General features: G+C 54.6%; 33 protein-coding genes and 1 rRNA gene. 28 read left to right on the forward strand and 6 right to left on the reverse strand.

The annotated features are described in order from the left end of the window. Nucleotides 1-76: 76 nt before the first annotated feature. From MHZ97_RS05965 to MHZ97_RS06065, 21 genes are all read left to right on the forward strand, one after another. Nucleotides 77-1,429: an 8-oxoguanine deaminase gene (locus MHZ97_RS05965; RefSeq protein ID WP_239314882.1), complete on the forward strand. Its 1,353-nt coding sequence runs from the start codon at nucleotides 77-79 to the stop codon at nucleotides 1,427-1,429. Between the two features lie 251 nt (nucleotides 1,430-1,680). Further along, nucleotides 1,681-2,052, forward strand: coding sequence for a 50S ribosomal protein L14 (gene rplN / locus MHZ97_RS05970; protein WP_006120590.1), 372 nt, complete (start codon nucleotides 1,681-1,683; stop codon nucleotides 2,050-2,052). A 10-nt stretch (nucleotides 2,053-2,062) separates the two neighbouring features. Further along, complete coding sequence (rplX, locus tag MHZ97_RS05975; protein ID WP_003850150.1) at nucleotides 2,063-2,377, forward strand: 50S ribosomal protein L24; 315 nt, start codon at nucleotides 2,063-2,065, stop codon at nucleotides 2,375-2,377. Nucleotides 2,378-2,391: 14 nt separating this feature from the next. Beyond that, nucleotides 2,392-2,931 carry a 50S ribosomal protein L5 gene (gene rplE, locus MHZ97_RS05980; protein ID WP_033752947.1) on the forward strand — a complete coding sequence of 180 codons (540 nt, stop codon included), beginning with the start codon at nucleotides 2,392-2,394 and terminating at the stop codon, nucleotides 2,929-2,931. Nucleotides 2,932-2,945: 14 nt separating this feature from the next. After that, a complete protein-coding gene (gene rpsN / locus MHZ97_RS05985) occupies nucleotides 2,946-3,251 on the forward strand; it encodes a 30S ribosomal protein S14 (protein WP_033752945.1) in 306 nt (101 codons plus the stop codon). Between the two features lie 33 nt (nucleotides 3,252-3,284). Further along, a complete protein-coding gene (gene rpsH, locus MHZ97_RS05990; RefSeq protein ID WP_033752943.1) occupies nucleotides 3,285-3,677 on the forward strand; it encodes a 30S ribosomal protein S8 in 393 nt (130 codons plus the stop codon). A 12-nt stretch (nucleotides 3,678-3,689) separates the two neighbouring features. Further along, a complete protein-coding gene (gene rplF / locus MHZ97_RS05995) occupies nucleotides 3,690-4,223 on the forward strand; it encodes a 50S ribosomal protein L6 (protein WP_033752942.1) in 534 nt (177 codons plus the stop codon). Between the two features lie 9 nt (nucleotides 4,224-4,232). Beyond that, the gene (gene rplR, locus MHZ97_RS06000; protein WP_033752941.1) at nucleotides 4,233-4,586 is read left to right on the forward strand and encodes a 50S ribosomal protein L18; all 354 of its coding nucleotides are present in this window, start codon (nucleotides 4,233-4,235) and stop codon (nucleotides 4,584-4,586) included. A 14-nt stretch (nucleotides 4,587-4,600) separates the two neighbouring features. Continuing rightward, on the forward strand, nucleotides 4,601-5,101 hold the full coding sequence (gene rpsE / locus MHZ97_RS06005; RefSeq protein ID WP_033752940.1) for a 30S ribosomal protein S5: 501 nt from the start codon (nucleotides 4,601-4,603) through the stop codon (nucleotides 5,099-5,101). 5 nt (nucleotides 5,102-5,106) lie between these two features. Next, a complete protein-coding gene (rpmD, locus tag MHZ97_RS06010; RefSeq protein WP_021186404.1) occupies nucleotides 5,107-5,286 on the forward strand; it encodes a 50S ribosomal protein L30 in 180 nt (59 codons plus the stop codon). Nucleotides 5,287-5,289: 3 nt separating this feature from the next. Next, a complete protein-coding gene (gene rplO / locus MHZ97_RS06015; protein ID WP_033752938.1) occupies nucleotides 5,290-5,724 on the forward strand; it encodes a 50S ribosomal protein L15 in 435 nt (144 codons plus the stop codon). A gap of 7 nt (nucleotides 5,725-5,731) precedes the next feature. Continuing rightward, nucleotides 5,732-7,063 (forward strand): preprotein translocase subunit SecY, encoded by a 1,332-nt coding sequence (gene secY, locus MHZ97_RS06020; RefSeq protein ID WP_033752936.1) that lies wholly within the window; start codon nucleotides 5,732-5,734, stop codon nucleotides 7,061-7,063. 32 nt (nucleotides 7,064-7,095) lie between these two features. After that, nucleotides 7,096-7,212: a 50S ribosomal protein L36 gene (gene rpmJ / locus MHZ97_RS06025; protein ID WP_004160566.1), complete on the forward strand. Its 117-nt coding sequence runs from the start codon at nucleotides 7,096-7,098 to the stop codon at nucleotides 7,210-7,212. Between the two features lie 146 nt (nucleotides 7,213-7,358). After that, a complete protein-coding gene (gene rpsM / locus MHZ97_RS06030; protein WP_033752934.1) occupies nucleotides 7,359-7,715 on the forward strand; it encodes a 30S ribosomal protein S13 in 357 nt (118 codons plus the stop codon). 16 nt (nucleotides 7,716-7,731) lie between these two features. Beyond that, entirely contained in the window at nucleotides 7,732-8,121 is a 390-nt protein-coding gene (gene rpsK, locus MHZ97_RS06035; protein ID WP_004160563.1) for a 30S ribosomal protein S11, read from the forward strand. A gap of 32 nt (nucleotides 8,122-8,153) precedes the next feature. Beyond that, the gene (rpsD, locus tag MHZ97_RS06040; RefSeq protein ID WP_103797661.1) at nucleotides 8,154-8,774 is read left to right on the forward strand and encodes a 30S ribosomal protein S4; all 621 of its coding nucleotides are present in this window, start codon (nucleotides 8,154-8,156) and stop codon (nucleotides 8,772-8,774) included. Between the two features lie 25 nt (nucleotides 8,775-8,799). Then, entirely contained in the window at nucleotides 8,800-9,789 is a 990-nt protein-coding gene (locus MHZ97_RS06045) for a DNA-directed RNA polymerase subunit alpha (RefSeq protein ID WP_003850179.1), read from the forward strand. A gap of 40 nt (nucleotides 9,790-9,829) precedes the next feature. After that, complete coding sequence (rplQ, locus tag MHZ97_RS06050; protein WP_003850180.1) at nucleotides 9,830-10,216, forward strand: 50S ribosomal protein L17; 387 nt, start codon at nucleotides 9,830-9,832, stop codon at nucleotides 10,214-10,216. A 99-nt stretch (nucleotides 10,217-10,315) separates the two neighbouring features. Then, a complete protein-coding gene (locus MHZ97_RS06055) occupies nucleotides 10,316-10,687 on the forward strand; it encodes a DUF1992 domain-containing protein (RefSeq protein WP_103797660.1) in 372 nt (123 codons plus the stop codon). Then, nucleotides 10,687-11,124, forward strand: coding sequence for a Zn(2+)-responsive transcriptional regulator (zntR, locus tag MHZ97_RS06060; protein WP_103797659.1), 438 nt, complete (start codon nucleotides 10,687-10,689; stop codon nucleotides 11,122-11,124). Before MHZ97_RS06055 ends, zntR begins: the two co-directional genes overlap by 1 nt. Before the next feature lie 50 nt (nucleotides 11,125-11,174). Continuing rightward, on the forward strand, nucleotides 11,175-11,381 hold the full coding sequence (locus MHZ97_RS06065) for an alternative ribosome-rescue factor A (RefSeq protein ID WP_103797658.1): 207 nt from the start codon (nucleotides 11,175-11,177) through the stop codon (nucleotides 11,379-11,381). A 26-nt stretch (nucleotides 11,382-11,407) separates the two neighbouring features. On the opposite strand, the gene mscL is transcribed toward MHZ97_RS06065, so the two are convergent. From mscL to def, 5 genes are all read right to left on the reverse strand, one after another. After that, complete coding sequence (gene mscL, locus MHZ97_RS06070; protein WP_033792399.1) at nucleotides 11,408-11,818, reverse strand: large-conductance mechanosensitive channel protein MscL; 411 nt, start codon at nucleotides 11,816-11,818, stop codon at nucleotides 11,408-11,410. A 99-nt stretch (nucleotides 11,819-11,917) separates the two neighbouring features. Then, nucleotides 11,918-13,294 (reverse strand): Trk system potassium transporter TrkA, encoded by a 1,377-nt coding sequence (trkA, locus tag MHZ97_RS06075; RefSeq protein ID WP_103797657.1) that lies wholly within the window; start codon nucleotides 13,292-13,294, stop codon nucleotides 11,918-11,920. 19 nt (nucleotides 13,295-13,313) lie between these two features. Then, the gene (gene rsmB, locus MHZ97_RS06080; protein ID WP_239314881.1) at nucleotides 13,314-14,606 is read right to left on the reverse strand and encodes a 16S rRNA (cytosine(967)-C(5))-methyltransferase RsmB; all 1,293 of its coding nucleotides are present in this window, start codon (nucleotides 14,604-14,606) and stop codon (nucleotides 13,314-13,316) included. Nucleotides 14,607-14,653: 47 nt separating this feature from the next. Continuing rightward, complete coding sequence (gene fmt, locus MHZ97_RS06085; RefSeq protein ID WP_239314880.1) at nucleotides 14,654-15,598, reverse strand: methionyl-tRNA formyltransferase; 945 nt, start codon at nucleotides 15,596-15,598, stop codon at nucleotides 14,654-14,656. Nucleotides 15,599-15,618: 20 nt separating this feature from the next. Beyond that, complete coding sequence (gene def / locus MHZ97_RS06090; RefSeq protein ID WP_103797654.1) at nucleotides 15,619-16,131, reverse strand: peptide deformylase; 513 nt, start codon at nucleotides 16,129-16,131, stop codon at nucleotides 15,619-15,621. A gap of 115 nt (nucleotides 16,132-16,246) precedes the next feature. Here def and dprA point away from each other — a divergent pair, with 115 nt between their 5' ends. The 6 genes from dprA to MHZ97_RS06120 are packed head-to-tail and all read left to right on the forward strand — an operon-like array spanning nucleotide 16,247 to nucleotide 20,043. Next, nucleotides 16,247-17,371 (forward strand): DNA-protecting protein DprA, encoded by a 1,125-nt coding sequence (gene dprA, locus MHZ97_RS06095; protein WP_103797653.1) that lies wholly within the window; start codon nucleotides 16,247-16,249, stop codon nucleotides 17,369-17,371. Then, a complete protein-coding gene (smg, locus tag MHZ97_RS06100) occupies nucleotides 17,343-17,816 on the forward strand; it encodes a DUF494 family protein Smg (protein WP_033752918.1) in 474 nt (157 codons plus the stop codon). The genes dprA and smg overlap by 29 nt, the downstream gene beginning before the upstream one ends. Nucleotides 17,817-17,839: 23 nt before the next feature. Further along, on the forward strand, nucleotides 17,840-18,385 hold the full coding sequence (locus MHZ97_RS06105) for a type I DNA topoisomerase (protein ID WP_103797652.1): 546 nt from the start codon (nucleotides 17,840-17,842) through the stop codon (nucleotides 18,383-18,385). 9 nt (nucleotides 18,386-18,394) lie between these two features. Next, nucleotides 18,395-18,967, forward strand: coding sequence for an L-threonylcarbamoyladenylate synthase type 1 TsaC (gene tsaC, locus MHZ97_RS06110; RefSeq protein ID WP_239314879.1), 573 nt, complete (start codon nucleotides 18,395-18,397; stop codon nucleotides 18,965-18,967). Nucleotides 18,968-18,970: 3 nt separating this feature from the next. Then, entirely contained in the window at nucleotides 18,971-19,789 is an 819-nt protein-coding gene (gene aroE / locus MHZ97_RS06115; protein ID WP_239314878.1) for a shikimate dehydrogenase, read from the forward strand. Continuing rightward, a complete protein-coding gene (locus MHZ97_RS06120) occupies nucleotides 19,786-20,043 on the forward strand; it encodes a DUF1488 domain-containing protein (protein WP_103797649.1) in 258 nt (85 codons plus the stop codon). Before aroE ends, MHZ97_RS06120 begins: the two co-directional genes overlap by 4 nt. Here MHZ97_RS06120 and MHZ97_RS06125 read toward each other — a convergent pair. Beyond that, nucleotides 20,010-20,561, reverse strand: coding sequence for a gamma carbonic anhydrase family protein (locus MHZ97_RS06125; RefSeq protein WP_103797648.1), 552 nt, complete (start codon nucleotides 20,559-20,561; stop codon nucleotides 20,010-20,012). The genes MHZ97_RS06120 and MHZ97_RS06125 overlap by 34 nt on opposite strands. A gap of 490 nt (nucleotides 20,562-21,051) precedes the next feature. Here MHZ97_RS06125 and MHZ97_RS06130 point away from each other — a divergent pair. Further along, nucleotides 21,052-22,211 (forward strand): 16S ribosomal RNA (locus MHZ97_RS06130); the annotation flags it as partial.

Consider the following 22,211-nt stretch of genomic DNA (forward strand, 5'->3'; position numbering starts at 1 on the left):
TCGCCCCTGCCGTTAGCGCGGTGAAAAAAGAGACGATACTATCGTTCCTTCACTCACCGCAGCAAAAGGGCAGGGGATGCAACAGACACTGTTATTGAAGAATGCTGAAGTCGTGGTCTGTATGGATGATACGCGTCGGGAGATTCGCAACGGCAGCATCTATATCAAAGGCGATAAGATTGAGGCGGTAGGCGCAGCGGATGAGCTGCCGCAAAGCGCAGACGAGATTATCGATTTGCGCGGGCATATCGTGGTGCCGGGCCTGATCAATACCCACCATCATATGTATCAGAGCCTGACCCGCGTGGTGCCTTCGGTGCAAAACGGCGAGCTGTTTAACTGGCTAACGCACCTTTATCCCATCTGGCAGAAGCTGACGCCAGAGATGATACATGTCTCAACGCAAACGGCGATGGCCGAGCTGATGCTCTCCGGCTGCACCACAACCAGCGACCACCTTTACGTCTTTCCCAACGGCTGCCGACTCGACGACAGTATCGCCGCGGCGGCGGAGATGGGCATGCGCTTTCACGCCAGCCGCGGCAGCATGAGCGTCGGTCAAAAGCAGGGCGGCCTGCCGCCGGACAGCCTGGTAGAGAAAGAGTCAGCCATTCTGGAAGATACGCAGCGCGTGATTGAGCGCTATCACGATGACCGCCGCGGCGCCATGCTGCGTATCGTCGTTGCACCCTGTTCGCCTTTCTCTGTCAGCCGCGAGCTGATGAAGGAGTCTGCCACGCTGGCACGCCGCTATAAGGTCTCGATGCATACCCACCTGGCGGAGAACGACAGCGACATCCGCTACAGCCGTGAGAAGTTCAATATGACGCCGGCGCAGTACGTTGAAGATCTCGGCTGGGTTGGGCATGACGTCTGGCACGCGCACTGCGTAAAGCTTGACGATCGCGGCATCGCGCTGTTTGCGCGCACCGGAACCGGCGTGGCGCACTGCCCCTGCTCCAACATGCGCCTCGCCTCCGGTATCGCCCCGATACGGCATATGTGCGACGCGGGCGTCACTGTTGGCCTGGGTGTCGACGGCTCCGCCTCTAACGACAGTGCCAATATGATTGGCGAAGCGCGGCAGGCCATGCTGCTGCAGCGGGTCGGCTTTGGATCCGACGCGATGAGCGCGCGCCAGGCGCTGGAACTGGCGACGCGGGGTGGCGCAAAGGTGCTGAACCGCGACGACATCGGCGCCATTGCGCCTGGCATGCAGGCGGATCTGGCGGTCTTCAATCTCAACCAGCTGGGGCTGGCCGGGGCAGGGCACGATCCGGTCGCCGCGCTGGTCTTCTGCAATCCGGGGCAGGTGGCCTACAGCGTTATCAATGGAAAAGTGGTGGTGCGCAACGGGGAATTAACGGTTATCGACCTGCCAAACCTGCTTTATCGTCATAACCGGCTGGCCGCGAAGCTGATGGCTTAAAGCCGTTAAACAAGGGGACAATAGCGAGTGTCGAAAAATAAGGCAGATTACATTTGCTACTGCTGAGACTATTCCCTAGAATACGCCCTCCCTGTTATCAGGGAAAATAAGCGGCTCCATTGCTGAGCCGTTCATTTTTTCTACCCATCTGTGAGAACCGGTGTTATAATGCCGCGCCCTCAAATATGGGGCTTTCTAACGACCTGAAGTCTGGGTCCCGAAGTAGTAGTTGACATTAGCGGAGCACTAAAATGATCCAAGAACAGACTATGCTGAACGTCGCCGACAACTCCGGTGCACGTCGCGTAATGTGTATCAAGGTTCTGGGTGGCTCGCACCGTCGCTACGCAGGCGTCGGCGACATCATCAAAGTTACCATCAAGGAAGCAATTCCGCGTGGTAAGGTGAAAAAAGGTGATGTCCTGAAGGCGGTAGTGGTGCGCACCAGGAAGGGTGTTCGTCGCCCGGACGGTTCTGTCATTCGCTTCGATGGTAACGCATGCGTTATTTTGAACAATAACAGCGAGCAGCCAATCGGAACACGTATTTTTGGGCCGGTAACTCGTGAACTTCGTACTGAAAAGTTCATGAAAATTATCTCTCTGGCACCAGAAGTACTCTAAGGAGCGAACAATGGCAGCGAAAATCCGTCGTAACGACGAAGTTATCGTGCTGACCGGCAAAGATAAAGGTAAGCGCGGTAAAGTTAAGAATGTCCTGTCTTCTGGCAAGGTCATCGTTGAAGGCATCAACCTGGTTAAGAAACACCAGAAGCCGGTTCCGGCTCTGAACCAACCAGGTGGCATCGTTGAAAAAGAAGCCGCTATTCAGGTTTCCAACGTTGCGCTTTTCAATGCGGCAACCGGCAAGGCTGACCGTGTAGGCTTTAGATTCGAAGACGGCAAAAAAGTCCGTTTCTTCAAGTCTAACAGCGAAACTATCAAGTAATTTGGAGTAGTACGATGGCGAAACTGCATGATTACTACAAAGACGAAGTAGTCCAGAAACTCATGACAGAGTTTGGCTACACTTCTGTCATGCAAGTCCCTCGGGTCGAGAAGATCACCCTGAACATGGGTGTTGGTGAAGCGATCGCTGACAAGAAACTGCTGGAAAACGCAGCAGCTGACCTGGCAGCAATCTCCGGTCAAAAACCGCTGGTCACCAAAGCACGCAAATCAGTTGCAGGCTTCAAAATCCGTCAGGGCTATCCGATCGGCTGTAAAGTAACTCTGCGCGGCGAGCGCATGTGGGAGTTCTTTGAGCGTCTGATCACCATTGCTGTACCGCGTATCCGCGACTTCCGTGGCCTGTCCGCGAAGTCTTTCGACGGTCGTGGCAACTACAGCATGGGCGTTCGTGAGCAGATCATCTTCCCAGAAATCGACTACGACAAAGTCGATCGCGTTCGTGGTTTGGATATCACCATTACCACTACTGCGAAATCTGATGATGAAGGCCGTGCTCTGCTGACTGCCTTTGACTTCCCGTTCCGCAAGTAAGGTAGGGTTACTTAATGGCTAAGCAATCAATGAAAGCACGCGAAGTTAAGCGTGTGAAATTAGCAGACAAATTCTTCGCAAAACGCGCTGAACTGAAAGCGATCATTTCTGATGTGAACGCAACCGACGAAGATCGTTGGAACGCTGTTCTCAAGCTGCAGACTCTGCCGCGTGATTCCAGCCCGTCTCGTCAGCGTAACCGCTGCCGTCAAACAGGTCGTCCGCACGGTTTCCTGCGGAAGTTCGGGTTGAGCCGTATCAAGGTCCGTGAAGCCGCTATGCGCGGTGAAATCCCGGGTCTGAAAAAGGCTAGCTGGTAATTGTCACCAATTGAATCACGGGAGTAAAGACAGATGAGCATGCAAGATCCGATCGCGGATATGCTGACCCGTATCCGTAACGGTCAGGCCGCGAACAAAGCTGCGGTCACCATGCCTTCCTCCAAGCTGAAAGTGGCAATTGCCAACGTGCTGAAGGAAGAAGGTTATATTGAAGATTTCAAAATCGAAGGCGACATCAAGCCGGAACTGGAACTGACTCTTAAGTATTTCCAGGGCAAAGCTGTTGTAGAAAGCATTCAGCGTGTCAGCCGCCCAGGTCTGCGCATCTATAAGAAAAAAGATGAGCTGCCGAAAGTTATGGCGGGATTAGGTATTGCTGTTATTTCTACCTCTAAAGGTGTCATGACTGATCGTGCAGCACGCCAGGCTGGTCTTGGCGGCGAAATTATCTGCTACGTAGCGTAATCGGAGGAAACTATGTCTCGTGTTGCTAAAGCACCTGTCGTTGTTCCTGCCGGCGTAGAGGTAAAACTCGACGGTCAGGTAATTTCGATTAAAGGTAAAAACGGCGAGCTGACTCGTACTATCAATAATGCCGTAGAAGTTAAACATGCTGACAATGCACTGACCTTCGCTCCGCGCGACGGTTTTGCAAACGGCTGGGCACAGGCGGGTACCGCTCGTGCGCTGCTGAACGGCATGGTTATCGGTGTTACCGAAGGCTTCACTAAGAAGCTGCAGCTGGTTGGTGTTGGTTATCGTGCGGCCGTTAAAGGCAACGTGGTTAACCTGTCACTGGGTTTTTCTCACCCGGTTGATCATCAGCTGCCCGCGGGTATCTCTGCAGAATGTCCGACTCAGACTGAAATCGTGCTGAAAGGCGCTGATAAACAACTGATCGGCCAGGTTGCAGCTGACTTGCGCGCCTACCGTCGTCCTGAGCCTTACAAAGGCAAGGGTGTCCGTTACGCCGACGAAGTCGTGCGTATCAAAGAGGCTAAGAAGAAGTAAGGTAACACTATGGATAAGAAATCTGCTCGTATCCGTCGTGCGACCCGTGCACGTCGCAAGCTCAAAGAGCTGGGTGCTACTCGCCTGGTGGTACATCGTACCCCGCGTCACATTTACGCACAGGTGATCGCCCCGAACGGTTCCGAAGTTCTGGTTGCTGCTTCTACTGTAGAAAAAGCTATCTCTGAACAACTGAAGTACACCGGCAACAAAGATGCAGCTGCCGCAGTAGGTAAAGCTATTGCAGAGCGCGCTATCGAAAAAGGCATCAAAGATGTTTCTTTCGACCGTTCCGGTTTCCAATATCATGGTCGTGTCCAGGCACTGGCAGATGCTGCTCGTGAAGCTGGCCTTCAGTTCTAAGGTAGAGGTCTAGGATGTCACACATCGAGAAACAAGCTGGCGAACTGCAGGAAAAACTGATCGCGGTAAACCGTGTTTCTAAAACTGTGAAAGGTGGTCGTATCTTCTCCTTCACCGCACTGACTGTAGTGGGTGATGGTAACGGCCGCGTTGGTTTTGGTTACGGTAAAGCGCGTGAAGTTCCGGCAGCGATCCAGAAAGCGATGGAGAAAGCCCGTCGCAACATGATTAATGTCGCGCTGAACAACGGCACCCTGCAGCACCCGGTTAAAGGTGCTCACACAGGTTCCCGTGTGTTCATGCAGCCGGCTTCAGAAGGTACCGGTATCATCGCCGGTGGTGCAATGCGCGCCGTTCTGGAAGTCGCTGGAGTTCATAACGTTCTGGCTAAAGCCTATGGTTCTACCAACCCGATCAACGTGGTTCGTGCAACTATCGACGGCCTGGAAAATATGAATTCTCCAGAAATGGTCGCTGCCAAGCGTGGTAAATCCGTTGAAGAAATTCTGGGGTAATCACGATGGCTAAGACTATTAAAATCACTCAAACCCGTAGCTCAATCGGCCGCCTGCCTAAGCACAAAGCCACTCTGGTTGGTCTGGGTCTGCGTCGTATTGGCCACACCGTTGAGCGTGAAGACACGCCGGCAGTACGCGGTATGGTCAACGCGATCTCTTACATGCTGAAAGTAGAGGAGTAACAGATGCGTTTAAATACTCTGTCTCCGGCCGAAGGCTCCAAGCACGCTTCTAAGCGTCTGGGTCGTGGTATCGGTTCTGGCCTCGGCAAAACCGGTGGTCGTGGTCACAAAGGTCAGAACTCTCGTTCTGGCGGTGGCGTACGTCGCGGTTTCGAGGGTGGTCAGATGCCTCTGTACCGTCGTCTGCCGAAATTCGGCTTCACCTCGCGTAAATCATTCGTGACTGCAGAAGTGCGTCTGTCTGACCTGGCGAAAGTGGAAGGCGGTATCGTTGACCTGAGCACGCTGAAAGCAGCCAACATTATCGGTGTTCAGATTGAATTCGCGAAAGTGATTCTGTCTGGTGAAGTTTCTGCACCGGTAACGGTTCGCGGTCTGCGTGTCACCAAAGGTGCTCGTGCTGCAATCGAAGCTGCTGGCGGTAAAATCGAGGAATAAGTAGCAGATGGCTAAACAACCGGGATTAGATTTTCAAAGTGCCAAAGGCGGATTTGGTGAACTGAAACGCAGACTGCTGTTTGTAATCGGTGCACTGATTGTCTTCCGAATTGGCTCTTTTATTCCAATCCCCGGTATTGATGCCGCTGTACTTGCCAAACTGCTTGAGCAACAGCGTGGCACCATCATTGAAATGTTCAACATGTTCTCTGGTGGTGCTCTCAGCCGTGCTTCAATCTTCGCGCTGGGTATTATGCCGTATATTTCGGCCTCTATTATTATCCAGTTGCTGACGGTGGTTCATCCAGCGTTAGCGGAGATTAAGAAAGAAGGGGAGGCTGGCCGTCGTAAGATTAGCCAGTACACCCGCTACGGTACGTTGGTATTGGCGATATTTCAGTCAATCGGTATTGCTACCGGTTTACCGAATATGCCTGGAATGCAGGGCCTGGTGTTGAATCCAGGCTTTGCCTTCTACTTTACCGCTGTTGTAAGTCTGGTTACCGGGACGATGTTCCTGATGTGGCTGGGCGAACAGATTACTGAACGAGGTATCGGTAACGGTATTTCGATCATTATCTTCGCGGGTATTGTTGCGGGTCTTCCGCCGGCCATTGGCCATACCATCGAGCAAGCGCGGCAAGGCGACCTGCACTTCCTCCTGTTGCTGTTGGTTGCAGTTCTCGTATTTGCAGTGACCTTCTTCGTTGTTTTCGTTGAGCGTGGCCAGCGCCGCATTGTGGTGAACTATGCGAAACGTCAGCAAGGTCGTCGTGTATACGCTGCACAGAGCACACATTTACCGTTGAAAGTGAATATGGCGGGTGTTATTCCGGCTATTTTTGCTTCCAGCATTATCCTGTTCCCCGCGACGATAGCATCCTGGTTCGGGGGCGGTACCGGTTGGAACTGGCTGACAACAATTTCGCTGTATTTGCAGCCAGGACAGCCGCTATATGTGCTACTCTATGCGACTGCAATCATCTTCTTCTGCTTTTTCTACACGGCGTTGGTTTTCAACCCGCGCGAAACGGCAGATAACCTGAAGAAGTCTGGTGCATTCGTACCGGGAATTCGTCCGGGAGAGCAAACGGCGAAGTATATCGATAAAGTAATGACGCGTCTGACCTTAATCGGCGCACTGTACATTACTTTTATTTGCCTGATCCCGGAGTTCATGCGTGATGCGATGAAAGTTCCCTTCTACTTTGGCGGTACATCACTGCTCATCGTAGTGGTCGTCATCATGGACTTTATGGCTCAAGTGCAAACTCTGATGATGTCTAGTCAGTACGAGTCTGCATTGAAGAAAGCAAACCTGAAAGGCTACGGCCGTTAATTCAGGCGCTTGAGAAGTTACGGAGAGTAAAAATGAAAGTTCGTGCTTCCGTCAAGAAATTATGTCGTAACTGCAAAATCATCCGCCGCGACGGTGTCGTACGTGTGATTTGCAGCGCCGAGCCTAAGCATAAACAGCGCCAGGGCTGATTTTTTCACATATTTTTCTTGCAAAGTCGGGTTGAGCTGGCTAGATTAGCCAGCCAATCTTTTGTATGTCAATGCGTTTCCATTTGAGTATCCTGAAAACGGGCTTTTCAGCATGGGGCGCATTTATTTAATTATAGGAGTGCATAGTGGCCCGTATAGCAGGCATTAACATTCCTGATCATAAACACACCGTTATCGCATTAACTTCGATTTTCGGTATCGGCAAGACCCGTTCTAAAGCCATCTGTGCTGCAACGGGTATCGCTGAAGATGTTAAGATCAGTGAGCTGTCTGAAGAACAAATTGATCAGCTGCGTGATGCAGTTGGTAAATTCGTTGTTGAAGGTGATCTGCGCCGTGAAATCACCCTGAGCATCAAGCGTCTTATGGACCTTGGTTGCTACCGTGGTTTGCGCCATCGTCGTGGTCTGCCAGTACGCGGTCAGCGTACTAAGACCAATGCACGTACCCGTAAGGGTCCGCGCAAACCGATCAAGAAATAATCGGGGTGAGTAAATAATGGCAAAGGCACCAGTTCGTGCACGTAAGCGTGTAAGAAAGCAAGTCTCAGATGGCGTGGCTCATGTCCATGCTTCTTTTAACAACACCATCGTTACCATTACCGATCGTCAGGGTAACGCACTGGGTTGGGCAACCGCCGGTGGTTCCGGTTTCCGCGGTTCACGTAAATCTACTCCGTTTGCTGCTCAGGTCGCTGCAGAGCGCTGTGCAGAAGCCGTGAAAGATTACGGTATTAAGAACCTGGAAGTTATGGTTAAGGGTCCGGGTCCGGGTCGCGAATCAACTATTCGTGCTCTGAACGCCGCAGGTTTCCGCATCACTAATATTACTGATGTGACTCCGATCCCTCACAACGGTTGTCGTCCGCCGAAAAAACGTCGCGTATAACGCCGCGTTTTTAGGATAGTTGGAGAAAGAAAATGGCAAGATATTTGGGTCCTAAGCTCAAGCTGAGCCGTCGTGAGGGCACAGACCTTTTCCTGAAGTCTGGCGTTCGCGCGATTGATACCAAGTGTAAAATTGAACAAGCCCCTGGTCAGCATGGTGCGCGTAAACCGCGTCTGTCTGATTACGGCGGCCAGTTGCGTGAAAAACAAAAAGTTCGTCGTATCTACGGCGTTCTGGAACGTCAGTTCCGCAACTACTATAAAGAAGCAGCACGTCTGAAAGGCAACACCGGTGCAAACCTGTTAGCTCTGCTGGAAGGTCGTCTGGATAACGTAGTTTACCGTATGGGCTTCGGCGCCACTCGTGCAGAAGCACGCCAGCTGGTCAGCCACAAGTCTGTAATGGTTAACGGCCGCGTTGTTAACATCGCTTCTTATCAGGTATCTCCGAATGATGTCGTAAGCATCCGTGAGAAAGCCAAAAAGCAATCTCGCGTGAAGGCCGCTCTGGAGCTGGCTGAGCAGCGTGAAAAGCCAACCTGGCTGGAAGTTGATGCGACTAAGATGGAAGGTGTGTTCAAGCGTATTCCTGAGCGTACCGATCTGTCTGCGGACATTAACGAACACCTGATCGTCGAGCTTTACTCCAAGTAAAGCTTAGTACCAAAGAGAGGACACAATGCAGGGTTCTGTGACAGAGTTTCTAAAACCGCGCCTGGTAGATATCGAGCAAGTGAGTTCGACGCACGCCAAGGTGACCCTTGAGCCTTTAGAGCGTGGCTTTGGCCATACTCTTGGTAACGCACTGCGCCGTATTCTGCTTTCTTCCATGCCGGGTTGCGCGGTGACCGAGGTTGAAATTGATGGTGTACTGCATGAGTACAGCACCAAAGAGGGCGTACAGGAAGATATCCTGGAAATCCTGCTCAACCTGAAAGGGCTGGCGGTAAGAGTTCAGGGTAAAGATGAAGTCATTCTGACCCTGAATAAATCTGGCATTGGCCCTGTGACTGCAGCCGACATTACCCATGACGGTGATGTCGAAATCGTCAAGCCGCAGCACGTGATCTGTCACCTGACCGATGAGAACGCCGCTATCAGCATGCGTATCAAAGTTCAGCGTGGTCGTGGTTATGTGCCGGCTTCTGCCCGAATTCATTCGGAAGAAGATGAGCGCCCAATCGGCCGCCTGTTGGTCGACGCTTGCTACAGCCCTGTAGACCGTATCGCCTACAATGTTGAAGCAGCGCGTGTAGAACAGCGCACCGACCTGGACAAGCTGGTCATCGAAATGGAAACCAACGGCACAATCGATCCTGAAGAGGCGATTCGTCGTGCGGCGACCATCCTGGCAGAACAACTGGAAGCTTTTGTTGACTTACGTGATGTACGTCAGCCAGAAGTGAAGGAAGAGAAACCAGAATTCGATCCGATCCTGCTGCGCCCTGTTGACGATCTGGAATTGACTGTCCGCTCTGCTAACTGCCTTAAGGCAGAAGCTATCCACTACATCGGTGATCTGGTACAGCGTACCGAGGTTGAGCTGCTCAAAACGCCTAACCTGGGTAAAAAATCTCTTACCGAGATTAAAGATGTGCTCGCCTCACGTGGTCTTTCTCTGGGCATGCGCCTCGAGAACTGGCCGCCGGCAAGCATTGCTGATGAATAACCGGATCACAGGTTAAGGTTTCACTGAGAAGGATAAGGTCATGCGCCATCGTAAGAGTGGTCGTCAACTGAACCGCAACAGCAGCCATCGTCAGGCTATGTTCCGCAACATGGCCGGTTCTCTGGTTCGTCATGAGATCATCAAAACGACTCTGCCGAAAGCCAAAGAGCTGCGCCGCGTAGTTGAGCCGCTGATTACTCTTGCCAAGACCGACAGCGTAGCTAATCGTCGTCTGGCATTCGCCCGTACTCGTGATAACGAGATCGTGGCAAAACTGTTTAACGAGCTGGGCCCGCGTTTCGCGAGCCGTGCCGGTGGTTACACTCGCATTCTGAAGTGTGGCTTCCGTGCTGGTGACAACGCTCCGATGGCATACATCGAGCTGGTTGATCGTCCAGAAGCTCAAGCAGAAGCTGCCGCAGAGTAATCTGTAGCATCGTAAAAAACCCGCTTCGGCGGGTTTTTTATTGCCCAAAATTTATGCCGTCCGTTAAGCTCACTATTCTGGCTACATCAGGAGGCGTTAATGTGGTTAATTGATCAACTGGCTGAACAGCATATTCGCGCGGCGCAGGAAAAGGGTGAGCTCAGCAATCTGCCTGGAGAAGGCGCGCCCCTCGAGCTGGATGACGACAGTAACGTGCCGGCTGAATTACGCAGCGGCTACCGACTGCTGAAAAACGCCGGTTTTTTACCGCCAGAGCTGGAGATGCGGCGCGAAGCGCTGGAAATCAGCGACCTGCTGCGCAATCTCGACCCGGAAGACCAGCGCTATCGCGAGCAGAGCAAACGCCTGCTTGTGCTTGAGCTTCAGCTGCGCCAGGCGGGAATGAGCACCGCTTTTTTGCAGGGCGCCTACGGCGAAGCGATCCGTGGACGTCTGCTTAAGGAGGAGTAGTGTACCGTATCGGACAGCTGGCCAAACTGGCCAACGTTACCGTCGACACCATCCGTTTCTATGAGAAACAACAAATGATGGGGCACGAGATCCGAACTGAAGGCGGCTTTCGCCTCTACAGCGACAGCGATCTTCAGCGGCTTAAGTTTATTCGCGTGGGTCGGCAGATGGGTTTTGGGCTGGACGCTATCCGCGATCTTCTCTCGATCCGCGTCGATCCCGCGCATCATACCTGCGAGGAGTCAAAGGCGATTGTTCAGGCGCGTCTGAATGAAGTGAATACCCTTATCAGCGAACTGCAACATGTGCAGCGCTCGCTGCAGCGCTTATCCGACGCCTGCTGCGGCGCTGCCCACAGCAGCGACTGCTGCTCCATTCTTGAAGCGCTTGAGAAAGGGACGGAACCCCGGCCGGAACATGCGCACCGGCGGGATTGAATTTTGCGCAAAAGGGCCTATATTTATGCGGTTGAAATCAGGAGACAGTGATGAGTAAATATCAGCATACAAAAGGCGAGATCCGCGATAACGCAATCCAGGCTTTATTACACGATCCGCTGTTTCGCCAGCGTGTCGAAGCGAAGCAAAAAGGCAAAGGCAGCTATCGGCGTAAAGACAAACATGCAAAACGTGGCGGTTGGGAGGCCAGTGATAAGAAAAGCGCTTATCACTGGCCTTCTGCTTTCTGGGCATAAAAAAGCCGCCTCATGGGCGGCCAGGTTTAGATTTTGCCGTTCTGCTGCTTCAGCAAATCTCGAATTTCACTCAGCAGCACCTCTTCGTTAGAGGGTTTCGCTACCGGTTTTTCAACTTCTTTCTTCTTGTGCAGCTTATTCATCAGCTTGATGGCGACAAAGATAGCGAAAGCCACAATGATGAAGTCGAATACTGACTGAATAAATACGCCATATTCCATAATGACCGGCGGGGTAGCGCCTTCAGCAGGTTTTAGCACCCACTTGAACTGTTTGAAATCAACGCCGCCGATAAGCAGTCCCAGCGGCGGCATGATGATATTCGCCACCAGTGAAGAGACGATTTTGCCAAAGGCGGCACCAATAATCACACCGACGGCGAGATCGACCACGTTACCGCGCATTGCAAAATCACGAAACTCTTTGAAAAAACTCATACTTATCTCCTTTCCCTTGCCAATCGCTAAAGTCTAACAAACCTTACGGCAATTGCCATCTAAGCGGCGGCATTTGTTGCTATTGCGCCGCGGCCGCGCTTACAGGAAGAATGGGCTCGGCTGGAATAAACGCTCAACGTCAGGCACAAATTTTTTGTCGGTCAGGAACATAATGACGTGATCGCCTTGTTCAATGCGCAGGTTGTCTTTGGCGATAAGCACATCCTCGCCGCGCACTATCGCGCCGATAAGCGTACCCGGCGGCAGTTTAATGTCGTTGATCATGCGGCCGACCACGCGCGAGGTAGTTTCATCGCCGTGGGCGATCGCTTCGATCGCCTCAGCGATGCCGCGTCGTAAAGAGGAGACGCCTACTATATCCGCCTTGCGCACGTGGCCCAGCAGCGCAGAGATCGTTGCCTGCTGAGGCGAGATCGCAATATCGATCACGCTGCCCTGAACCAGATCGACATAGGCGCGACGCTGGATCAGCACCATTACTTTTTTTGCGCCCATCTTTTTCGCCAGCATTGCCGACATGATATTGGCTTCGTCGTCATTGGTGACCGCAATAAAAAGATCGACCTGATCGACATGCTCTTCCGCCAGCAGCTCTTGATCCGACGCGTCGCCGTAAAAAACGATGGTGTCCTGCAGCTGCTCCGCCAGCTCGGCGGCGCGGCGCGGATTGCGCTCGATCAGCTTCACGCTGTAATTTTTCTCCAGCCGCTGCGCCAGGCCGAAACCTATATTGCCCCCGCCTACCAGCATAATGCGCTTATAGGGTCTTTCCAGCCGCTGCATTTCACTCATCACCGCGCGGATATTCTTGCTGGCGGCGATAAAGAAGACCTCATCGCCCGCTTCGACGATGGTTGAGCCCTGCGGACGAATAGGGCGGTCCTGACGGAAAATAGCGGCGACGCGGGTATCGATATGCGGCATGTGCTCGCGCAGAATAGAGAGCGGATTGCCTACCAGCGGACCGCCATAATAGGCTTTAACCACGGCGAGGCTAACCAGGCCCTCAGCAAAATTGACCACCTGCAGCGCGCCAGGGTACTGGATCAGCCGGTAGATATTTTCGATCACTAACTGTTCGGGTGAAATTAGATGATCAATAGGTACCGCTTCGGGAATAAACAGCTTCTCAGCGTCGCGCAGATAATCCGCCGCGCGAATACGCGCGATGCGGTTAGGCGTGTTAAACAGCGAATAGGCTATCTGGCACGCCACCATATTGGTTTCGTCGGAGCTGGTAACCGCCACTAACATATCGGCATCTTCCGCGCCGGCTTCGCGTAAAATACGCGGATGCGACCCGTGCCCCTGAACGACGCGCAAATCAAACTTATCCTGCAGCTGACGTAAGCGGTCAGGATCGGTATCAACCACCGTTATGTCATTGTTCTCGCCGACCAGGTTCTCCGCCAGCGTGCCGCCAACCTGGCCGGCGCCCAGAATAATAATTTTCATTGCGTCTCGTGCTCTTCTGTTAGTGCGCTTTTATCAGCTTAGCGTAGAAAAAACCGTCTCCGCCGTCGATGGTCGGAAAGACCTGCAGCCCGCTTGTCTTGCCGCCCGGCAAGGCTTCGGCGCGCGCATCGGCGTGGCGCGATAAAAAGGCGGCGATCTGCGCGTCGTTCTCATCCGGCAGCACGGAACAGGTGGCATACAGCAGCACGCCGCCCGGTTTCAAATGCGGCCATACCGCATCGAGAATTTCGCGCTGCAGCGTAGCCAGCTCGGCAATGTCCCGGTCGCGACGCAGCCACTTGATATCGGGATGACGGCGAATAACGCCGGTGGCGGAGCAGGGAGCGTCCAGCAAAATACGGTCGAACTGACGCTCGCCACACCATGCCGCTGGGGTACGTCCGTCGCCCTGTTTGACCTCTGCCTGCATATTAAGGCGCTGCAGGTTCTCTTTAACGCGCGTCAGACGTTGCGCGTCGACATCGACCGCCAATACCCGCGCCCTGGGCGCTATTTCAAGAATATGCGTGGTTTTGCCGCCCGGCGCGGCGCAGAGATCGAGGATATCTTCGCCATCTTCAGGCGCCAGCAGCAGGGCGCAGCGCTGGGCGGAAAGATCCTGAACCGTAACCCAGCCCTCTGCGAAGCCTGGCAGCTGGCCGACCGGCGCAGGCGCCTCAAGCCGCAGCGCGTCAGGAGCCGTCTCGTCAGGCACGGCCACTTTTCCGCTGTCAGCCAGCAGCGCCAGCCAGCTATCGCGGCTGTGATGCTGGCGATTAACGCGTAGCCACATCGGCGGGCGCTGGTTATTGGCCTCGACGATCGGCTGCCAGTTTTCCGGCCACGCCTTTTGCAGTCTTTGCAGCAGCCAGCCTGGATGCAGATAGCGCTGCGGCGCCTGATCGACCTCTGCCATCAGCTCCGCCTGCTGACGCTGAAACTGACGCAGCACGCCGTTAATCAAACCCTTAAGGTTGGCGCGCTTCAGCACTTCAGCGCCGGCGACGGTTTCCGCCAGCGCAGCGTGAGCAGGTACGCGGGTATAGAGCAGCTGGTAGATGCCAACCATAATGAGATAGTGCAGTACGCGCTGTTTGCCGCCTAACGGGCGCGCCATCAGTTTTCCGATAACGGCTTCGAGCTGCGGCAGCGTGCGCAGCACGCCGAAGCAGAGCTCCTGCAGCAGCGCGCCATCTTTATCGGCCACTTTTTTCTGCGCGGCAGGCAGCACCGCGCTGAGCGATTCGCCCTTATCAATAACACGCTCAATAAGTTGCGCGGCAAGGCTTCGCAGATTCGTTGATTTAGTCATTCGCGTTACGTCATTAAACAAAAAGCCCGGACAGAGCCGGGCTGGAGTCAGGCTAAGACGCGGCCTGACGTGAACCACTCGCGACGCGAGTTCAGCAGATCCTGTGCCGACATCGCTTTTTTACCGGCGGGTTGCAGCAGCTGAAGATTCAATACGCCTTCAGCGGTAGCGACCTGAATGCCGTGCTTGTCGGCGGCAAGGATTTCGCCCGGCTGTTTCGCGACGTGGGGCAGCACGCTGGCCTGCCACACCTTCACCGGCTGATCTTCAATCAGGAAATAGCTGACCGGCCAGGGATTAAAGGCGCGAATAGCGCGCTCCAGCTGAGCGGCGGAGAGCTGCCAGTCAAGGCGGGCCTCCTCTTTGCTAAGCTTTTCGGCATAGTTAGCCTGCGCGTCATCCTGCTTCTCCGGCTGCGCGCGGCCGTCCGCCAGCTGAGACAACGTTTCCAGCAGTCCCTGCGGGCCGAGCTGCGCCAGCTTGTCATACAGCGTGGCGCTGGTGTCCTGCGCGGTAATCGGGCAGCTCAGCTTATACAGCATATCGCCGGTATCCAGGCCAACATCCATCTGCATGATGGTCACGCCGGTTTCGCTGTCGCCAGCCCAGAGCGCGCGCTGGATAGGCGCCGCGCCGCGCCAGCGTGGCAGCAGCGAGCCATGTACGTTGATGCAGCCGAGACGCGGCATTGCCAGCACCGCCTGCGGCAGAATAAGCCCGTAGGCGACAACCACCATCACATCCGCTTCTAAGTCGGCGACCAGCTGCTGATTCTCGGCGGGACGCAGCGATTTTGGCTGAAAGACAGGAATGTCGCGAGATTGCGCCAGCGTTTTCACCGGGCTGGGCGTCAGCTTATTGCCGCGGCCAGCGGGGCGATCGGGTTGGGTAAAGACGCCAACGACCTGATGCTCAGAAGCGAGCAGCGCGTCGAGATGACGCGCTGCAAAATCAGGTGTGCCAGCGAAGATGATTTTCAGCGGAGCAGACACGGTTATCTCTTCTTTGAACGTCAGGAAGGACGCGCGTTCTGGCGCGCCAGTTTTTCCAGCTTTTGCTTAATGCGCTGACGCTTGAGTGGCGACAGGTAATCAATAAACAGTTTGCCGTCGAGGTGATCGATCTCATGCTGAATGCAGATAGCGAGCAGGCCGTCGGTTTCCAGTTCGAAACTGTTGCCTTCGCGATCCAGCGCGCGCACTTTCACGCGTTCGGCACGCGGAACGAAAGCGCGCTGCTCAGGAATAGAGAGGCAGCCCTCTTCAATACCGGTTTCGCCGCTTTTCTCCAGCAGCTCCGGGTTAATCAAAACCAGACGTTCGTCGCGATTTTCCGACACGTCGATGACGATGATGCGACGATGAATATCCACCTGCGTTGCCGCCAGGCCGATACCCTCTTCGGCGTACATAGTTTCAAACATATCGTCGACGATGCGCTGAACTTCAGCGTTAACTTCTTTCACCGGCGCCGCGATTTTGCGGAGACGATCGTCAGGGAAATGTAATACCTGCAAAACTGACATAAATATCCAGATCTGTATGCGATTAAAAAAGATTATTGCTTCATATTGTAGACTTTTTGAGGCCTGATTGACAGCATTCACCCGCAGGAAGCGGTGCCTAAAGCAGGGAGCGAACATGGGAAATATCGAGCGCTATTTGCGGCTTGCCGCCGTAACCGGACTGACCGGAAAACGCTGGCTAGACATAGCGGAGGCGCTCGATGCAGGTGACGATGCGCCGCAGCTATTGAGGTCGGCCGGCCTGAGTGAGCAGCAGATTCATCAGTTTTCTCATCTTCCTGCGCGTCAGATAGCCGCGACCGAGGCGTGGCTTGCGGCCAGCGACGCCCACCACCTGATCACGGCCCTGGATAGCGCCTATCCCGCCGCATTACGTGAGATCCACCGCTTCCCGCCGCTGCTCTATATAAAAGGCGAGCCCGCCTTGCTCTCTTCCATGCAGCTGGCGGTGGTGGGTAGCCGTAACTGTTCGCACTACGGGCGGCGGTGGGGCGAATGGTTTAGCCAGCAGCTGGCGCTGAGTGACCTGACCATTACCAGCGGACTGGCGCGCGGCATAGACGGCATCGCGCACCGCGCGGCGCTGGCGGTGCAGGGGAAAACCGTAGCGGTACTGGGCAGTGGCCTGCAGCATCTCTATCCAAAACATCATGGTGCGCTGGCGGAGGAGATCGTGGAAAAAGGCGGCGCCCTGGTTTCCGAGTTTTCACTGGCCACGCCGCCGCATGCGCTTAACTTTCCGCGACGTAACCGCATTATTAGCGGGCTAAGCCGCGGCGTGCTGGTGGTGGAGGCGACGCTTAAAAGCGGTTCGCTGGTAACCGCGCGCTATGCGCTGGAGCAGAATCGTAATGTCTACGCCTTGCCGGGCGCGCTGGGCAACCCCGGCAGCGAAGGCACCCACTGGCTTATTCAGCAGGGCGCGCTGCTGGTGGCCCAACCCGGCGACATCGTAGAAGATCTTCGCGCTGCGCTTAACTGGCTACCTTTTACACAGCCGGAAGTAATATATTCTGAGGACAGCGGTGATGTGGCATTGCCATTTGCTGAGGTGTTGGCTAACGTAGGTGATGAGGTTACACCTGTTGACGTCGTCGCTGAACGTGCCGGCCAACCTGTGCCAGTGATTGCAGCCCAACTGCTGGAGCTGGAGTTAGCAGGATGGATCGCAGCTGTACCCGGCGGCTATGTCCGATTGAGGAGGGCATGCCATGTTCGACGTACTAATGTACTTGTTTGAGACATATATCCACAACGAAGCAGAAATGCAGGTTGATCAGGATACATTAACTGATGACTTAACCGATGCCGGTTTTCATCGTGAAGATATCTACAATGCGTTGAACTGGTTAGAAAAGCTGGCAGATTATCAGGAAGGTTTAGTCGATCCGATTCTGTTAGCCAACGATCCGCTTTCAATGCGCATCTACACGGAAGAAGAAGGCCAGCGTTTAGATGCCGAATGTCGTGGTTTCCTGCTGTTCCTTGAGCAAATTCAGGTGCTCAATATGGAAACGCGTGAAATGGTCATCGAACGAGTCATGGCGCTCGATACGCTCGAGTTCGATCTGGAAGATCTCAAATGGGTGGTGCTGATGGTGTTGTTCAATCTTCCGGGATGCGAAAACGCCTATCAGCAAATGGAAGAACTGTTATTCGACGTCAATGAAGGCATGCTGCATTAATTATCGGTTATGCAGCCATCGTTATGAGCAAATCAGCACTCTTCACCGTGCGTAAACAGGATCCCTGCCCCGCCTGCGGGGCAGATCTCGTTATCCGCAGCGGTAAACACGGCGCCTTTTTAGGCTGTTCAAACTATCCAGCCTGCGACTATATCCGGCCGCTAAAAAATCAGGCTGACGGTCATATCGTCAAGGTGCTCGAAGGGCACGCCTGCCCGCAGTGCGGCGCAGATAAAGCGTTGCGTCAGGGACGCTACGGCATGTTCATCGGCTGTAGCCACTATCCCGAATGCGACTATAGCGAAGCGATAGATAAACCGGATGAAACCCTTATTGCCTGCCCGCAGTGTCTGGAAGGCAAACTGGTACAGCGTCGTTCGCGTTACGGCAAGACTTTCCACGCCTGTAACCGCTATCCGGCCTGCCAGTTCGCCGTCAATGCAACGCCAGTCGCAGGTATATGCCCGCACTGCGCTTTTCCGCTGCTGGTAGAGAAGAAAACCGCGCAGGGCGTTAAACGCTTTTGCGCCAGTAAAAGTTGCGGCAAGGCCGCCGCATCAGAGAATTAAGATAATATCATGCAAAACCACACTTTTTCCGGTTCGCTGGATGCCTGCGTTGAGCAGCTGCGCCAGCAGGCCGTTATTGCTTATTCAACCGAAGCCGTATTTGGTCTGGGCTGCGACCCAGACAGCGAAAGCGCCGTCATGGCGCTGCTGGCATTAAAACAGCGTCCCGTTGAGAAAGGATTGATCCTCATCGCCGCCGATTATGCTCAGCTTGAACCCTATATCTCCGACCGTGAGCTGTCCGTCGAGCAGCGCGAACGCATGTTCGCTCACTGGCCGGGCCCGGTAACCTTTGTTGTGCCTGCCACGCCGCAAACGCCGCGCTGGCTGACGGGGCGTTTCGATTCGCTGGCCATCCGCGTAAGCGATCATCCAGACGTACAGGCCCTGTGCCGCGCCTTCGGCAAGCCGCTGGTATCGACCAGCGCTAACCTGTCGGGCGAAGCGCCTTGTCGCACGGTCGAAGCGGTCAGGGCGCAATTTGGCTCTGCCTTTCCCGTACTGGTGGGCGAAACCGGCGGCCGACAGAATCCGTCGGAAATTCGCGATGTTTTAACCGGCAATCTTATTCGTCAGGGCTAATTCATGGATCAGTTTGCGGTATTCGGCAATCCCATCAGCCACAGTAAATCGCCTTTGATCCACCAGGCGTTTGCGGAGCAGACCGGGATTGCGCATCGTTATGGCCGGGTCTGCGCGCCGCTTGAAGCATTTCCCGAGACTATCGCTGCCTTTTTCGCCCATGGCGGACGCGGCGCGAACGTCACGCTGCCTTTTAAGCAGCAGGCCTGCGAGTTTGCCGACGAGCTGAGTGAGCGAGCGGCGCTCTCCGGCGCTGTTAATACCCTGAAAAAGCGCAGCGACGGGCGGATCCTGGGCGACAATACCGACGGTATTGGTTTGCTGAGCGATCTGGAACGTCTTGCGTTGATCCGCCCGGGCGATCGCATTTTGCTGGTGGGGGCTGGCGGCGCGGCGCGCGGCGTCATTCTGCCGCTGCTTTCCGCCGGCTGCGCGGTGACGATTGTTAATCGTACCCAGGCTCGTGCGGAGGAGCTGGCGCAGCTTTTCCGCCAGAGCGGCGAGATCGACGCCTGCCGCTTTGATCAGCTGACCGGACGGACCTTCAATCTTATCGTGAATGCGACCTCGAGCGGCGTAAGCGGCGAAGTGCCGCCGCTGCCAGCTTCGCTGATTGATGCGCAGGTACGCTGCTACGACATGTTTTATCAGGCGGGCGCGACGCCGTTTTTGCACTGGTGCGAGCAGCATGGCGCGCAGCAGCGCGCCGATGGTCTGGGCATGCTGGTGGGGCAGGCCGCGCACGCATTTCAGCTGTGGCACGGCGTCCTGCCGGAGATCGCCCCCGTTATCGCACAGCTTAAACAGGCGATGCAGCCATGAATCAGGCGATTCAGTTTCCCGATCGCGAAGAGTGGAACGCGGATAAAGCAGCCGTCTGCTTTCCGGCGCTGGTTAACGGCATGATGCTGACCTGCGCGATCTCTGCCGAAGCCCTTTCACAGCGCTTCGGTCAGGGAGAAGCAATGGCCTTATTTACCGCGCATCGCTGGGATTTGGAAGATGAGGCGGAAGCGGCCATTGCTAATCAGGCATTTGACGATCAGGAGTGGGTCTGGCTCGCCTCTGCCAGATAGTCATCCTTCCAGCGAACATAGTTGTTGGCGGAGTAAAGTAGGCCCGCAATCTCCTGCTCGCTTAGCGGGCGCACCTGCCTGACCGGGCTACCCAGATAAAGGTAGCCGCTCTCCAGGCGCTTGCCCGGCGGCACCAGGCTGCCAGCGCCAATCATCACATCATCTTCAATAATGGCGCCGTCCAGCACGATTGATCCCATCCCCACCAGTACGCGATCGCCGATAGTGCAGGCGTGCAGCATCGCTTTATGGCCGACGGTTACGTCCGCGCCAATGGTCAGAGGAAATCCCTGCGGGTTGCTGGCGGACTTATGGGTTACGTGCAGCACGCTGCCATCCTGTATGTTGGTGCGCGCGCCGATGCGTACCTGATTCACGTCGCCGCGTATCGCGACCAGCGGCCAGATGCTGGCATCGTCTCCTAGCGTAACGTCTCCAACCACTACGCTAGAGGCGTCAACCATGACGCGCTGCCCACACTGCGGATAACTCTCTTTATAACGTCGTAGAGCTGACATCTGCTTTCTCCTTATAGATTCGGCTACAGACTGGAGCGGATCGCGGGGCCAGACAAGCGTAAAAGGCCTGCGATCGTTGAAGATCTCTTCAATAAGTGTGTTTTATCGCCATACGGAAAAAAAGATCGAAAAAAGGGTTGTGCAATAAAATCGGATCCCTATAATGCGCCTCCACTGACACGGCACAACGGCTTACGAAATGCGGTGTTCAGGAGAGCCGGGTTACCGGGTCGCCGGATGAAATCACTGAAAAAAGTGGTTGACTCCGAAGGAGAGTAGCGTAATATACGCCACCTCGCAGCAGCAGGCTCCGCCGCTGACTGCACCGCTCTTTAACAATTTATCAGACAATCTGTGTGGGCACTCGAGAGCAGATATCAAAAGCCTTCGGGCTTAAAAAACATCAAGCCTCACGAGTGGACACATAATGACATTCATTATGACGTTTTACAGATGAGCACCGCTTAACTGGTTTAAGCAAATCAAACTTAAATTGAAGAGTTTGATCATGGCTCAGATTGAACGCTGGCGGCAGGCCTAACACATGCAAGTCGAACGGTAGCACAGAGGAGCTTGCTCCTCGGGTGACGAGTGGCGGACGGGTGAGTAATGTCTGGGAAACTGCCCGATGGAGGGGGATAACTACTGGAAACGGTAGCTAATACCGCATAACGTCGCAAGACCAAAGTGGGGGACCTTCGGGCCTCACACCATCGGATGTGCCCAGATGGGATTAGCTAGTAGGTGGGGTAACGGCTCACCTAGGCGACGATCCCTAGCTGGTCTGAGAGGATGACCAGCCACACTGGAACTGAGACACGGTCCAGACTCCTACGGGAGGCAGCAGTGGGGAATATTGCACAATGGGCGCAAGCCTGATGCAGCCATGCCGCGTGTATGAAGAAGGCCTTCGGGTTGTAAAGTACTTTCAGCGGGGAGGAAGGCGACGTGGTTAATAACCGCGTCGATTGACGTTACCCGCAGAAGAAGCACCGGCTAACTCCGTGCCAGCAGCCGCGGTAATACGGAGGGTGCAAGCGTTAATCGGAATTACTGGGCGTAAAGCGCACGCAGGCGGTCTGTCAAGTCGGATGTGAAATCCCCGGGCTTAACCTGGGAACTGCATTCGAAACTGGCAGGCTAGAGTCTTGTAGAGGGGGGTAGAATTCCAGGTGTAGCGGTGAAATGCGTAGAGATCTGGAGGAATACCGGTGGCGAAGGCGGCCCCCTGGACAAAGACTGACGCTCAGGTGCGAAAGCGTGGGGAGCAAACAGGATTAGATACCCTGGTAGTCCACGCCGTAAACGATGTCGACTTGGAGGCTGTTTCCTTGAGAAGTGGCTTCCGGAGCTAACGCGTTAAGTCGACCGCCTGGGGAGTACGGCCGCAAGGTTAAAACTCAAATGAATTGACGGGGGCCCGCACAAGCGGTGGAGCATGTGGTTTAATTCGATGCAACGCGAAGAACCTTACCTACTCTTGACATCCAGAGAACTTTCCAGAGATGGACTGGTGCCTTCGGGAACTCTGAGACAGGTGCTGCATGGCTGTCGTCAGCTCGTGTTGTGAAATGTTGGGTTAAGTCCCGCAACGAGCGCAACCCTTATCCTTTGTTGCCAGCGATTCGGTCGGGAACTCAAAGGAGACTG

The organism is Pantoea sp. ACRSC (genome assembly GCF_022346785.1).
GTDB lineage: Bacteria > Pseudomonadota > Gammaproteobacteria > Enterobacterales > Enterobacteriaceae > Pantoea > Pantoea alvi.

Bases quoted from the DNA above. Each gene is read 5' to 3' on its own strand.
- rpsK (WP_004160563.1), top strand. From the start codon at position 7,732: ATGGCAAAGGCACCAGTTCGTGCACGTAAGCGTGTAAGAAAGCAAGTC.
- MHZ97_RS06065 (WP_103797658.1), top strand. From the start codon at position 11,175: ATGAGTAAATATCAGCATACAAAAGGCGAGATCCGCGATAACGCAATC.
- aroE (WP_239314878.1), top strand. From the start codon at position 18,971: ATGGATCAGTTTGCGGTATTCGGCAATCCCATCAGCCACAGTAAATCG.
- rplX (WP_003850150.1), top strand. From the start codon at position 2,063: ATGGCAGCGAAAATCCGTCGTAACGACGAAGTTATCGTGCTGACCGGC.
- dprA (WP_103797653.1), top strand. From the start codon at position 16,247: ATGGGAAATATCGAGCGCTATTTGCGGCTTGCCGCCGTAACCGGACTG.
- rplF (WP_033752942.1), top strand. From the start codon at position 3,690: ATGTCTCGTGTTGCTAAAGCACCTGTCGTTGTTCCTGCCGGCGTAGAG.
- rplE (WP_033752947.1), top strand. From the start codon at position 2,392: ATGGCGAAACTGCATGATTACTACAAAGACGAAGTAGTCCAGAAACTC.
- mscL (WP_033792399.1), bottom strand. From the start codon at position 11,818: ATGAGTTTTTTCAAAGAGTTTCGTGATTTTGCAATGCGCGGTAACGTG.
- rpmJ (WP_004160566.1), top strand. From the start codon at position 7,096: ATGAAAGTTCGTGCTTCCGTCAAGAAATTATGTCGTAACTGCAAAATC.
- rpmD (WP_021186404.1), top strand. From the start codon at position 5,107: ATGGCTAAGACTATTAAAATCACTCAAACCCGTAGCTCAATCGGCCGC.
- rplO (WP_033752938.1), top strand. From the start codon at position 5,290: ATGCGTTTAAATACTCTGTCTCCGGCCGAAGGCTCCAAGCACGCTTCT.
- rpsH (WP_033752943.1), top strand. From the start codon at position 3,285: ATGAGCATGCAAGATCCGATCGCGGATATGCTGACCCGTATCCGTAAC.
- tsaC (WP_239314879.1), top strand. From the start codon at position 18,395: ATGCAAAACCACACTTTTTCCGGTTCGCTGGATGCCTGCGTTGAGCAG.
- MHZ97_RS06105 (WP_103797652.1), top strand. From the start codon at position 17,840: ATGAGCAAATCAGCACTCTTCACCGTGCGTAAACAGGATCCCTGCCCC.
- MHZ97_RS06120 (WP_103797649.1), top strand. From the start codon at position 19,786: ATGAATCAGGCGATTCAGTTTCCCGATCGCGAAGAGTGGAACGCGGAT.
- rsmB (WP_239314881.1), bottom strand. From the start codon at position 14,606: ATGACTAAATCAACGAATCTGCGAAGCCTTGCCGCGCAACTTATTGAG.
- secY (WP_033752936.1), top strand. From the start codon at position 5,732: ATGGCTAAACAACCGGGATTAGATTTTCAAAGTGCCAAAGGCGGATTT.
- rpsD (WP_103797661.1), top strand. From the start codon at position 8,154: ATGGCAAGATATTTGGGTCCTAAGCTCAAGCTGAGCCGTCGTGAGGGC.
- MHZ97_RS05965 (WP_239314882.1), top strand. From the start codon at position 77: ATGCAACAGACACTGTTATTGAAGAATGCTGAAGTCGTGGTCTGTATG.
- rplQ (WP_003850180.1), top strand. From the start codon at position 9,830: ATGCGCCATCGTAAGAGTGGTCGTCAACTGAACCGCAACAGCAGCCAT.
- rpsE (WP_033752940.1), top strand. From the start codon at position 4,601: ATGTCACACATCGAGAAACAAGCTGGCGAACTGCAGGAAAAACTGATC.
- MHZ97_RS06125 (WP_103797648.1), bottom strand. From the start codon at position 20,561: ATGTCAGCTCTACGACGTTATAAAGAGAGTTATCCGCAGTGTGGGCAG.
- MHZ97_RS06045 (WP_003850179.1), top strand. From the start codon at position 8,800: ATGCAGGGTTCTGTGACAGAGTTTCTAAAACCGCGCCTGGTAGATATC.
- MHZ97_RS06055 (WP_103797660.1), top strand. From the start codon at position 10,316: ATGTGGTTAATTGATCAACTGGCTGAACAGCATATTCGCGCGGCGCAG.
- rplR (WP_033752941.1), top strand. From the start codon at position 4,233: ATGGATAAGAAATCTGCTCGTATCCGTCGTGCGACCCGTGCACGTCGC.
- trkA (WP_103797657.1), bottom strand. From the start codon at position 13,294: ATGAAAATTATTATTCTGGGCGCCGGCCAGGTTGGCGGCACGCTGGCG.
- rplN (WP_006120590.1), top strand. From the start codon at position 1,681: ATGATCCAAGAACAGACTATGCTGAACGTCGCCGACAACTCCGGTGCA.
- rpsN (WP_033752945.1), top strand. From the start codon at position 2,946: ATGGCTAAGCAATCAATGAAAGCACGCGAAGTTAAGCGTGTGAAATTA.
- def (WP_103797654.1), bottom strand. From the start codon at position 16,131: ATGTCAGTTTTGCAGGTATTACATTTCCCTGACGATCGTCTCCGCAAA.
- smg (WP_033752918.1), top strand. From the start codon at position 17,343: ATGTTCGACGTACTAATGTACTTGTTTGAGACATATATCCACAACGAA.